This is a genomic window from Kitasatospora sp. NPDC024654 (genome assembly GCF_055559155.1).
The window spans coordinates 24466-35838 of record NZ_JBVHLF010000051.1 but is presented as its reverse complement, the minus strand read 5'-3'; the positions used below and the strand labels follow the sequence as shown (position 1 = coordinate 35838).

Genomic DNA, 11373 nt, shown 5'->3' with positions numbered 1-11373 from the left:
GGCGGGACCGTGCGTGCCGCGAAGGTAGCCAGCCGTCCCACACCCGGTGGGCCTGATCTCATGAACTCGACCCTTCAAGTCAACCACCCCCCCCCCCCCCCCCCCCCCCCCCAACCCACCCCCCCCCCCCCCCCCCCCCCCCCCCCCCCCCCCCCCCCCCGCGAGGTGTGGAACGCGTGGGCCCGGCGTCAGAAGCCGAGCGTGTTGGGGATCATGTACAGCCCGAAGCCCATGACGATGACGCACAGCGCGGTGATGATCACCCGGTAGGCTCCGCGCATCCGGTGCTCGGCGGGAAGCGCCTTGGCCTCCAGCGCCAGCAGGAACCCGAGCACGACGGGCAGCAGGAGCGCGTTCATCACCTCGCAGTCGACGGCCAGACTGACCAGGTTGAAGCTGGCCAGCACCAGGACCGCGCCGATGATGTGGGACAGGGCGTAGGTGACGTAGAACTTGGCGTTGCGGCGGCTGATCCGCTCGTCGAGGCTGTGCTTCCAGCCCAGCACCTCCGCGATGCCCCAGGAGCCGGCCAGCGACACCACCAGGGCCGCGACCAGTGCGCCGCCCAGGATGGACGCCCCGACCAACCACTTGGCGTTGCCCGAACCCAGGTAGGGGGTGAGCGCGCCGGCGATCTGGCCCACGTCGTTGAGCGCCGCGTTGGTGTCCTTGCGTCCGACCGAGGCGGCCAGGGCGACGACGACGACGATCATGATGCCCTGGGTCAGCACCGTGCCGACCGCGGTGTCCCAGCGCGCCTGCCGCAGGGCGCGGATGGACAGCTTCCGCTGCACCACGGCGCTCTGCTGGTAGAAGATCATCCACGGCATGATGACCGCGCCGATGTTCGCGGCCAGCAGGTAGACGTACTGCGTGTTGCCGACCGGGAAGGTGCCCATGCCGTGCAGCAGGTCGTGCACCTTCGGGTGGGCGAGCAGCATGGCGGGCACGAAGGCCAACTCGGCCAGGCCGATGGCGATGCCGATCCGCTCCGAGCGCCGGTAGCTTCCGGTGAAGGCCAGACCGACCAGGAACGCGGTGGTGGTGGGCACGGTGACCCACTTGGAGATGCCGAACAGCTCGCCGACGCCGGCCACGCCCGCGAACTCGGTGAGCAGCGCGCCGATCGCCGAGAGGAGCAGCGTGCCGGCGGAGAGCAGCCCCCACCACTTGCCGAACTGCTCGCGGATGAGCGTGCCGTGGCCCTTGCCGGTGACGACGCCCAGCCGCACGGTGATCTCCTGCACCGCGAACAGCACGGGCATCAGCAGCAGCTGGGGCAGCACCATGGAGTAGCCGAACTGGTCACCCGACTGCGCGGCCGTGATGATGCAGCCGGCGTCGGTGTCGGCCAGCATCACGATCAGGCCCGGACCCCACGCCGCCAGCATCGTGGCGATCATCCACTGACGCCGGGTCAGCGAGAAGCGTCGGCGGCGGGGAAGTTCCGCCGTTCCCACCGCCGACAACTCTCTCGCCGGTGTTGACTCGGACAGGTCGGCTGACACTGGGGCATCCTCCTCGGGATGGTCACAGGCCGACGGTCCGGACAACGACCCCGGGGGGCGGGTCCGGGCCGCCCTCCTGCGGGCTGGGGTCCGTGGACGCAGTGACACCGGTCGGACTCGTCCCCGGAAGGGGCTTCACCGCTGCGGGACAGGGCCGGATTCGCACCGGACTTCGCTGACGCTGCATGCCCTCGCGAGAACAAGGACGGCGGCAGTATAAGGTTAGGCAAACCTTCTCCTCAAGAGTTGCGCAGCTGATGAACTGTCGAGGCCGCCGGGCCCCGGAGAGCGGGCTCGACCGCGTTTCACGCACCGGCCCCTCCGCCGGCGGGATGCGGGTGGCGAGGTCCTCCGAGCACCCGTGTCCCGCCGGACACCGCAGGTCAGTTGAGGACGGGGACCGCGCCGGGGACCCGAGTGGGCTGCGGGGCGGGCCCGGCCGACGACTGGCCCCGGCGCCCCGCCGGTCGCCCGGCCGAGATCGGCAGCGCCCGGGGCTCAAGGCCGTGGGCACCCGGGCCCACCCGGACCGTACGCGCGCCGCGCCCGCCTCGCGCCTGCGGCCCCGTGGAACTCACGGAGGCCCCGCGATCAGGACCGTCGACTCGGTGCCCCGCCCGGGGTGAGGTCGAGGGAGCGGACCTCCTCCAGGACGCGGTAACCGACCGCGGTGTAGAGGGACATCGCGACCTCGTTGCCGCCGAAGACGTTGAACATCAGGACCCGGTCGCCGACGGCCCGTGTGACCTGCTCGCCGATGGCCATCGCCGAGCGGCCGTGGCCCCGGCCGCGGAACTCCGGGTGAACCTCCAGCGAGTAACCGTAGGTGACTCCGGGGAGGTGGCCGTGCCTCAGCCAACCGCTGCCGATCGGCTCGCCGTCGGCCCGGAGCACCAGGAGGGAGGTGTCGGGGGTGGCCACGCCCTCGGGGAGCAGCGTGCCGTAGTCCTCCTCCGCCTTCTGCCGGGCCTGCTCGGACGTGCGGGAGCCGGCCCGGACCATGTCGGCGGCGTAGCGTTCCTTCCCGGCGGCCAGCCAGGCCGGGTACTCGGCCTCCGTCATCGGCCGGTGGCTCACCCGGGCGGGCGGCTCGGCCGGAGTGCTGATGACCTTGATCCGGGTCTGGCCACGGACCGGATAGTCGGCGAAGACCTCGTCCGGTGCGGCCAGTCGCACGACCACCCGCTCCGCCCCGCGCTCCGCGCACCAGTGGCGCGCCCAGGCGTGGGCCGCGCGGCGGTGGCTGCCCCGTTCGTCGCGGGCGGGGTCGGTCCACAACTCGCCGATCCGGCCGCTGGAGCCGCCGTGCCGTTCGGCGAGGCCGACGACGACCTGCCCGATCCGGCGGCCGTCCTCGTCGAGGACCGCCGCCGCCGTGCAGCCGTCGCTCTGCTCGACGGCCTTGGCGGCGAGTTCGTCCGCGGCCGGCCCGGGCAGACCGGTCGCCCGGTAGGCGTCGACGAGGCGCTGCCGGTAGCCGGGTTGCCAGTCGGAGGGAGCGGCGAGGAGGGCGAAGTCCGTCATCCGAGCAGGATAGGGAGTTCAACTCCCCCGCCGTCCAGTGGTTTTCCCGCGGCCGGTCGGTTCGGCCGCGGGAGCCCACCCGGCCCCCGGCCGGCGAGCAGGGCACCGGGGCGGACGGGCGGTGGCCCCACCCGGGGCTCGGGCCGGGGAGGTCCCGCCTGGTTCCGGCGGGCGACGCCGATTCCCGCCGGCAACGACCTCCCGGTCGAGCCGCCGACATCCCGCTACCATCCCGTGGGTGAGCACCCCGCACGCGAACGCGCCCGCGGCACCACGGATCCGCGAGGTCCCCGAAGCGCACCTCAACCGCGCCCTCGACCTCGCCTCCCTGGTCTTCCACGAGACCTACGAGAAGGAGGAGCGCGACCGGTACCGGAGGCTGCTGCGCCGCTGCGACCGGATCGGCGCCTACGCGGAGGACCGTCTGGTGGGCCTGCTCGCCGCCCACCGTCTCCAGCTCTCCGTCCCCGGCGGCCAACTGCCCTGCGCCGGACTGACCTTCGTGTCCGTGGCGCCCACCCACCGCCGCCGCGGCGTGCTCTCGGCGCTGATGACGGAGCTGTGGCGCGGCTGCGCCGCCCGCAGCCGCCCGCTCGCCGCGCTGTGGGCCTCCGAGACCGCCATCTACGGCCGCTACGGCTTCGGCGCGGCCACGCACCTCTCCACCATCGAGATCGACTCCACCCGGCCGCTCGCCCTGCGCCTCACTCCCGACCCCGGCCCGTTGCGCCTGCTGGACGCCGTCGAGGCACCCGACCTGCTCGGCCCCCGCTACGAGGCGAGCCGGTCCCGGCGAGCCGGCCGGCCGGCCCGCGACCGCCTCTGGTGGCGCGAACAGGTCCTGCCCGAGGAGGACGAGGACGACGACGAGCTCAGCCCGCCGCGGATCGTGGTGGCGGGCGAGGACCCGTGCGCCGGCTACGCGATCTACCGCACCCGCGGTGGCGACGACGACACCGGCGCCCCCGGGCTCGTCCAGGTCTACGAGTTGGAGGGCGAGACCGCCCCGGTGACGGCGGCCCTGTGGAGCTACCTCGCCTCCATCGACCTCACCGGCCGGGTGCGGGCCTGGGGCCGCGCGGCCGACGATCCGCTGCCGCTACTGGCCGCCGACCGCGACCAGGTACGGGTCACCCAACAGTTCCCGGCGCTCTGGCTACGCCTGGTGGACGTGCGGGCGGCCCTGACCGCCCGCACCTGGGCCCAACCCGTCGACCTCGTGCTGGAGGTCCGCGACGAGGCGATCCCGGCCAACCACGGCCGGTTCCGCCTGACCGCGGACCCGGGTGGCGGAGCGAACGGCGGCCGGTACGAGCCGACCACCGACCCCGCCGACCTCGCGCTCGACGTCCGCGACCTGGCCGCCTGCTACCTGGGCGACACCCGGCTGCGCCGACTCGCGCACGCCGGACTCGTCACCGAGCGCACGGCGGGCGCGGCCCGCCAACTCGACGCCGCGCTGCGCACCGAGTTCCTGCCCTTCACCCACGACGAGTTCTGACGCCGCCGCGACACCCGGTAGCCCGGCAAGGGCGGCGTCCGGGTCCGCCCGCCGCCGATCGGAAGGACGACGGGCTCGAGGTCGTGCCGGAGGCAGCCGCCGGAGTGACCAGGCGGGGCGAGCGCCGTCTCCCCGGAGACACCGGCAGCCGGAGCACCGCACCGATCGAGTGATCCCGGGGCGGGCCTCGGAGCCCCGCCCCGGGCCGTGGCGGCCCAGTGAACGCGCGGGACCCGGCTGGGGGCTGCCCGGGACCGGCAACGGACCGGTACGGACTCCACCCACCCGTGAGCTGTCCCACCCTGCCCGGGAGAAGATCCACCTGACGTTCCGTGCCGACCCGGGCCCGGTCGCCGGCCACGGCTGGGGCCCGACGGAACCCGGCCGCCTCCCGGACGAGGAGCCACCTCCCGAGTGGTCAATGGCTGCCTCGCCACCGGACGTTCGGCCGCCTGCCCCGCCTCGCCCCGCCTCCTCATCCGAAAGGCCCAGATCCGGTCGCGCGTCAGCCCTGCCGGGACCACGCTGGTCCTTGTCCGCCCCCCGACCGACACGTACGCAGCCGACGATAGGACGTCCCCATGCCCACGGACCGCGGCCACCCTGGTCCGCTGCGGGTGCTCGTCTTCGGCGCCGCGCTGCGGACCGATTCGATCAACGGCCGCCTCGCCACCCTCGTGTCCCGGTTGATCGCCGACGACGGTGCCACCGTCGACCTCGCCACCATGCGCGAGTTCGAGATGCCCCTGTACGACGGCGACGTGGAGGCCACCGCCGGGCTGCCGGAGGGCGCCCTCGCGCTGCACGACCGGCTCGCGCGGTGCGACGCCTTCGTGATCTCCTCCCCCGAGTACAACGGCTCGGTGCCCGGCGTGCTGAAGAACGCGATCGACTGGGTCTCACGGGTCCAACCGCAGCCGTTCAAGACCAAGCACGCGATGCTCGTCTCCGCCTCGCCGTCCCTGGTCGGGGGCAACCGCGGGCTGTGGGCGCTGCGGGTCCCCCTGGAACACCTCGGCACCCGCGTCTATCCGGACATGTTCAGCCTGGCCGCCGCCTACGAGGCGTTCACCGAGGACGGACAGCTGGCCGACTCCGGGCTGCGGCAGCGTCTCACCGAAACCGTGTCGGCCTTCCTCAGCCTCGTCGAGGCGGATACGCGGTACGTCTGCCTGCAGCGGCGGTGGTACGAGTTCCTGGGAGACCGCACCGAGGCGCTCATCACCCATCGGGCGGAGGACTGAACCCGGTCGCCCGCGGATTCGGCCCTGCTGGGCCGCCACCGCCGTATCCGTCCGTCCGCACCGGCCGGCGCCCGGTGGCGGGCCGCGGCCGGCCGGGGCCCCCTGGTAGGCGCCCCGGCCGCTCCCCCGCACCGTCAGCGGTGCGTGAAGGACGGCGGGCGCTTCTCGGCGAAGGCGGCCATCCCCTCCTTCTGGTCCGCGGTGGCGAACACCGCGTGGAACACCCGTCGTTCGAAGCGGACGCCCTCGGCGAGCGTGGTCTCGAAGGCCCGGTTGACGCTCTCCTTGGCCATCATCGCCACCGGCAGGGACATCGCCGCGACGGCCTCCGCGGTGGCGAGCGCCTCGGTGAGCAGGTCGGCCGCCGGGACGATCCGGGAGACCAGACCGGCCCGCTCGGCCTCGACGGCGTCCATGGTCCGCCCGGTCAGGCAGAGTTCCATCGCCTTGGCCTTGCCGACCGCGCGGGTCAGCCGCTGGGAGCCGCCGATGCCCGGGATCACCGCGAGCTTGATCTCGGGCTGGCCGAACACGGCGGTGTCGGCGGCGAGCAGGATGTCGCAGAGCATGGCGAGTTCGCAGCCGCCGCCCAGCGCGTACCCGGCGACCGCGGCGATGGTGGGCGTGCGGATCTCGCCGAGCCGGTCCCAGGCGGCGAACCAGTCGCTGAGGTACATGTCCAGGTAGGACTGCGGCTGCATCTCCTTGATGTCGGCCCCGGCCGCGAACGCCCGCTCCGACCCGGTGATCACGATGCAGCCGATCTGCGGATCGTGGTCGAGCGCGGTGGTCGCGTCGATCACCTCGTGCATCAGCTGGAGGTTGAGCGCGTTGAGCGCCTTGGGCCGGTTGAGGGTGACCACCCCGGTACGGCCCTTGCGCTCGAGCAGGATGGTCTCGTATGCGGTCACGACTGGTTGTTCCCTTCGGCGGCCGTCCGGCCGCCACGACTGCGGATGGCGTTGACGATGGCGGAGAAGTCCTGTCCCGGACCGGCGTCCTCGGCGAACGCCGCGTACAACTCGGCCGCGTGCAGGCCGAGTTCGGCGGATACCTGGCCGGCCCGAACGGCGTTGGCGGCGAGCCCGAGGTCCTTGGCCATCAGCGCGGCGGCGAATCCGGGCTGGTAGTCGCGGTTGGCGGGGCTGGCCGGCACCGGGCCGGGGACCGGACAGTTGCTGGTCAGCGCCCAGCACTGGCCGGAGGCGGTCGAGGCGACGTCGAAGAGCGCCTGGTGGGTCAGGCCCAGCTGCTCGCCGAGCACGAACGCCTCGCTGACCGCGATCATCGAGATGCCCAGGATCATGTTGTTGCAGATCTTGGCGGCCTGCCCGGCGCCGGACGGCCCGCAGTGCACCACCTTGCGGCCCATCGCGGCCAGCAGTGGTTCGACCACGGCGAAGTCCGCTTCGGCGGCGCCGACCATGAACGTCAGAGTCCCGGCCGCCGCGCCGGTCACTCCGCCGGAGACCGGTGCGTCCACCGCCCGGTGGCCCGCCGCCAGGGCGGCGGCGTGGGCGGCGCGCGCGTCGGCGACGTCGATGGTCGAGCAGTCGACGAACAGCGTGCCGGGCGCGGCGGCGGCCAGCAGCCCGCCGGGTCCGTAGAGGTCGAGGACGTGCCGGCCGGCGGGCAGCATGGTGATCACCATGTCCGCCCCGGCGACGGCGGCCGGTGCCGACGCGGCGATCGACACACCGTCCGACTCGGCCTGGCGCAGGGCGTCGGGGGCCAGGTCGAAGCCGCTCACCCGGTGTCCGGCCCTGACCAGGTTGGCGGCCATCGGGCCGCCCATGTTGCCGAGGCCGATGAAAGCGATCGTGAAGGTGGTCACCAGTACTCCTCCGATGCGGTGGTGGGGCCGAGTCCGAGTTCCTGATCGCCGAGCCTGGTGAAGAAGGCCTGCACGTCCCGCTCGTCCACCGCCTTGAGGCTCGGCGGTGACCACCGTGGGTCGCGATCCTTGTCGATCACCTGCGCCCGGATGCCCTCGACCAGGTCGGCCGAGCGCAGCGCCCGGCTGGAGACCCGGAACTCCTGGTCCAGGACCTGCTCCAACGGTCCGAGCCGACGGGCCAGCCGCAGCGAACGCAGGGTCACCTTGAGCGCGGTGGGCGACTTGGCGGCGATCTGCCCGGCCGCCTCCTCGGCCGGACCGCGGCCACTGGCGTGCAGCCGGTCCAGGATCTCCTCGACCGTGTCGGCGGCGTAGCAGTGGTCGATCCACCCGCGGTGCGGGGCGAGTTCGGCGGGCGGTGCGTCGGTGATGTGCCGGCTCAGGACCTGGTGGACGTCCAGGTCGGCCAGGTCGGCGATCAGGGCCTCGAGCCGCTCGGCGGCGACGAAGTGGTCGGCCAGCCCGCAGAGCAGCGCGTCGCCGGCGCCGACCGCACCGGCCGTGAGCGCGAGGTGGGTGCCGAGTTCGCCGGGGGCGAGGGCGAGCAGGTAGGTGCCGCCGACGTCGGGGACGAAGCCGATGCCGGTCTCCGGCATCGCGATCCTGGTGCGTTCGGTGACGATGCGGACGCTGCCGTGGGCGGAGACGCCGACGCCGCCGCCCATCACGATGCCGTCCATCAGGGCGATGTAGGGCTTGGGGTAACGGGCGATCCTGGCGTTGAGCCGGTACTCGTCGCGCCAGAAGTCGAGCGAGGCCGTGCCGCCCTCGCGGGCGTCCTGGTGGATGGCGCGGATGTCACCTCCCGCGCACAGGCCGCGTTCGCCCGCGCCACTGATCACCACGGCGGCCACCGCGCCATCGTGCTCCCAGTGCGCGAGGGCCTCGTCGATGCGGCGGACCATCGTGTGGGTCAGGGAGTTGAGGGCCTTGGGCCGGTTGAGGACGATCCGGCCGATCCGGCCCTCGCGCCGCAGCAGGACCTCCTCCGGCTCCGGTCCGGTGCTCATCAGGCGGCCCCGATCAGGCCGCGGGCCACGATGACGCGCATGATCTCGTTGGTCCCTTCCAGGATCTGATGGACCCTCAGGTCCCGGACGATCTTCTCGATGCCGTACTCGGCGAGGTAGCCGTAGCCGCCGTGCAGTTGCAGGGCACGGTTGGCGACCTCGAAGCCGGTGTCGGTGGCGAACCGCTTGGCCATCGCGCACAGGCCCGGCGCCGCGGGATCCTGCTGGTCCAGGGCGGCGGCGGCCCGCCAGACCAGGGATCTGGCGGCCTCCAACTCCGTTGCCATGTCGGCCAGCTGGAACTGGAGTGCCTGGGCGTGCAACAGCCGGGCGCCGAACGCCTCGCGGTCGGCGAGGTAGCCGGTGGCTCGGTCCAGCGCGTCCTGGGCGCCGCCGATCGAGCATGCGGCGATGCCCAGCCGGCCGCCGTTGAGGCCGGTCATGGCGATCCGGAAGCCCTCACCCGCGACGCCCAGCAGCCGGTCCGCCGGCAGCCGGACGCCGTCCAGGATCACCTGCCGGGTGGGCTGGGCGTTCCAGCCCATCTTCTTCTCGTTCGGGCCGAACGAGACGCCCGGGTCGTCGCGTTCGACGAGGAAGGCGGAGATGCCGCCCGCGCCGGGCCCGCCGGTGCGGGCCATCACCACGTACACCTGGGAGGTTCCGGCACCGGAGATGAACTGCTTGACCCCGTCGAGCCGGTAGCCGTCGCCCTCGCGGGTGGCACGGGTGGTCAGCGCGGCGGCGTCCGAGCCGGCCCCGGGCTCGGTGAGGCAGTAACTGCCCAGTCGCTCCATCGAGCAGAGCCCGGGGAGCAGCCGGGCGCGCTGCTCGGCACTGCCGTAGCGGTCGACCATCCAGGCGACCATGTTGTGGATGGAGAGGTAACCGGCGATGGAGGGGCAGCCGGTGGCCAGTGCCTCGAAGACCAGCACGCCGTCCTGTCGGCTCAGGCCCGAGCCCCCCGTGTCCTCGCGCACGTACACGCCACCGAGTCCGAGTCCGGCGGCCTTGCGCAGCACGTCGACGGGGAAGTGCTTGGTCTGGTCCCACTCCACGGCGTGCGGGGCGAGGTGTTCACGGGCGAAGTCCCGGGTGGTCTCGACGATGGCGAGTTGGTCGTCGGTCAGGTTCATCCGCACGGTCGCCTCAGCCCATCGTGGGGATGGTGAAGCTCGCGCCCTCCTTGACCCCGGAAGGCCAGCGCGAGGTGACGGTCTTGGTCCGGGTGTAGAAGCGGATCGAGTCCGGGCCGTGCTGGTTGAGGTCGCCGAAGCCGGAGCGCTTCCAGCCGCCGAAGGTGTGGTACGCCACCGGGACCGGGATCGGGACGTTGACGCCGATCATGCCGGTGTTGACCCGGCGCGCGAAGTCCCGTGCGGTGTCGCCGTCCCGGGTGAAGATCGCCACGCCGTTGCCGTACTCGTGCTCGCTGGGCAGTCGCAGCGCCTCCTCGTAGTCCGCCGCCCGCACCACGCAGAGGACGGGACCGAAGATCTCCTCCTGGTGGATCCGCATGTCGGCGGTGACCCGGTCGAAGAGCGTGGCACCGAGGAAGTAGCCGTTCTCGTAGCCGGGGACGCTCAGGTCGCGGCCGTCGACGACCAGTTCGGCGCCCTCCTGGACACCGAGTTCCAGGAAGCCGCGGACCCGGTCCAGGGCATCGCGGCTGACCAGCGGGCCGAAGTCCGCCCGCGGGTCGTGCGAGGCCCCGACCCGGAGGGCCGCGATCCGCTCGGTGAGCTTGGCCACCAGGGCGTCGGCGGTCTCCTCCCCCACCGGGACGGCCACCGAGATGGCCATGCACCGCTCGCCGGCCGAGCCGTAACCGGCGCCGATCAGTGCGTCGGCGGCCTGGTCCAGATCGGCGTCCGGCATGACGATCATGTGGTTCTTGGCCCCACCGAAACACTGCGCCCGCTTGCCGTGCGCCGCCGCCGTCGCGTACACCTGGCTCGCGATCGAGGTCGAGCCGACGAAGCCAAGCGCCGCCACCCGCGGGTCCTCCAGCAACGTGTCGACGGCCTCCTTGCCACCGTTGACCACGTTCAACACGCCCGGCGGCAGGCCCGCCTCGAGGAACAGCTCGGCCAGCCGCAGCGGCACCGAGGGGTCGCGCTCGGAGGGCTTGAGGATGAAGGCGTTGCCACAGGCGATGGCGGGGGCGGCCTTCCAGAGCGGGATCATCGCGGGGAAGTTGAACGGGGTGATGCCGGCGACCACGCCCAGCGGCTGGCGCAACGAGTAGACGTCGATGCCCGTGCCGGCGCTGTCGGTGAACTCGCCCTTGAGCAGGTGCGGGATCCCGGCGGCGAACTCCACGACCTCCAGGCCGCGTTGCAGGTCACCATGGGCGTCGGCGATCGTCTTGCCGTGCTCGGCCGACAACAGCCTCGCCAGCGGCTCGCGTTCGGCCTCGACCAACTGCAGGAAGCGCAGCAGCACCCGGGCTCGGCGCTGCGGGTTCCAGTCGGCCCACTCGATCTGGGCCCGCTCGGCGTCGGCGATCGCCGCCTCGGTCTCGGCCCGGTTCGCGAGCGGGACGCGAGCCTGCACCAGGCCGGTATTGGGGTCGTACACGTCGCCGAACACGCCGGAGGCGCCGGGGACGTGCTTCCCGCCGATGAAATGGGTGAGCTCACGGACCATCACAAGCCTGCTCTCGTCAGGATGTCAGCTGGATCCGAGG

The 11373-nt window shown here is 72.8% G+C and carries 9 protein-coding genes; 2 read left to right on the top strand and 7 right to left on the bottom strand.

Annotated elements, in window-relative coordinates:
* Positions 1-188: 188 nt before the first annotated feature.
* Entirely contained in the window at positions 189-1508 is a 1320-nt protein-coding gene (locus ACZ38L_RS26185; RefSeq protein WP_465697717.1) for an NRAMP family divalent metal transporter, read from the bottom strand.
* A gap of 591 nt (positions 1509-2099) precedes the next feature.
* The gene (locus tag ACZ38L_RS26180; protein ID WP_465697715.1) at positions 2100-3032 is read right to left on the bottom strand and encodes a GNAT family N-acetyltransferase; all 933 of its coding nucleotides are present in this window, start codon (positions 3030-3032) and stop codon (positions 2100-2102) included.
* 238 nt (positions 3033-3270) lie between these two features.
* Here ACZ38L_RS26180 and ACZ38L_RS26175 point away from each other — a divergent pair, with 238 nt between their 5' ends.
* Entirely contained in the window at positions 3271-4533 is a 1263-nt protein-coding gene (locus ACZ38L_RS26175) for a GNAT family N-acetyltransferase (RefSeq protein WP_465697713.1), read from the top strand.
* Positions 4534-5114: 581 nt separating this feature from the next.
* A complete protein-coding gene (locus ACZ38L_RS26170; RefSeq protein ID WP_465697711.1) occupies positions 5115-5777 on the top strand; it encodes an NADPH-dependent FMN reductase in 663 nt (220 codons plus the stop codon).
* A 134-nt stretch (positions 5778-5911) separates the two neighbouring features.
* Here the strand turns inward: ACZ38L_RS26170 and ACZ38L_RS26165 are convergent, their stop codons facing one another.
* From ACZ38L_RS26165 to ACZ38L_RS26145, 5 genes are read right to left on the bottom strand one after another with little or no spacing between them, the layout of a single operon-like run.
* The gene (locus ACZ38L_RS26165) at positions 5912-6688 is read right to left on the bottom strand and encodes an enoyl-CoA hydratase (RefSeq protein WP_465697709.1); all 777 of its coding nucleotides are present in this window, start codon (positions 6686-6688) and stop codon (positions 5912-5914) included.
* Positions 6685-7614, bottom strand: coding sequence for a 3-hydroxyisobutyrate dehydrogenase (mmsB, locus tag ACZ38L_RS26160; RefSeq protein WP_465697747.1), 930 nt, complete (start codon positions 7612-7614; stop codon positions 6685-6687). Before mmsB ends, ACZ38L_RS26165 begins: the two co-directional genes overlap by 4 nt.
* The gene (locus tag ACZ38L_RS26155) at positions 7608-8684 is read right to left on the bottom strand and encodes an enoyl-CoA hydratase/isomerase family protein (RefSeq protein ID WP_465697707.1); all 1077 of its coding nucleotides are present in this window, start codon (positions 8682-8684) and stop codon (positions 7608-7610) included. The genes mmsB and ACZ38L_RS26155 overlap by 7 nt, the downstream gene beginning before the upstream one ends.
* Positions 8684-9820, bottom strand: a complete 1137-nt coding sequence (locus tag ACZ38L_RS26150; protein ID WP_465697705.1) for an acyl-CoA dehydrogenase family protein — start codon at positions 9818-9820, stop codon at positions 8684-8686. The genes ACZ38L_RS26155 and ACZ38L_RS26150 overlap by 1 nt, the downstream gene beginning before the upstream one ends.
* 13 nt (positions 9821-9833) lie before the next feature.
* Positions 9834-11333, bottom strand: a complete 1500-nt coding sequence (locus ACZ38L_RS26145) for a CoA-acylating methylmalonate-semialdehyde dehydrogenase (RefSeq protein WP_465697703.1) — start codon at positions 11331-11333, stop codon at positions 9834-9836.
* Positions 11334-11373: the final 40 nt, after the last annotated feature.

What these genes read in the sequence shown, in the direction of transcription:
- ACZ38L_RS26170 (WP_465697711.1), top strand. Translation starts at nt 5,115, where the DNA reads ATGCCCACGGACCGCGGCCACCCTGGTCCGCTGCGGGTGCTCGTCTTC.
- ACZ38L_RS26150 (WP_465697705.1), bottom strand. Translation starts at nt 9,820, where the DNA reads ATGAACCTGACCGACGACCAACTCGCCATCGTCGAGACCACCCGGGAC.
- ACZ38L_RS26180 (WP_465697715.1), bottom strand. Translation starts at nt 3,032, where the DNA reads ATGACGGACTTCGCCCTCCTCGCCGCTCCCTCCGACTGGCAACCCGGC.
- ACZ38L_RS26155 (WP_465697707.1), bottom strand. Translation starts at nt 8,684, where the DNA reads ATGAGCACCGGACCGGAGCCGGAGGAGGTCCTGCTGCGGCGCGAGGGC.
- ACZ38L_RS26145 (WP_465697703.1), bottom strand. Translation starts at nt 11,333, where the DNA reads ATGGTCCGTGAGCTCACCCATTTCATCGGCGGGAAGCACGTCCCCGGC.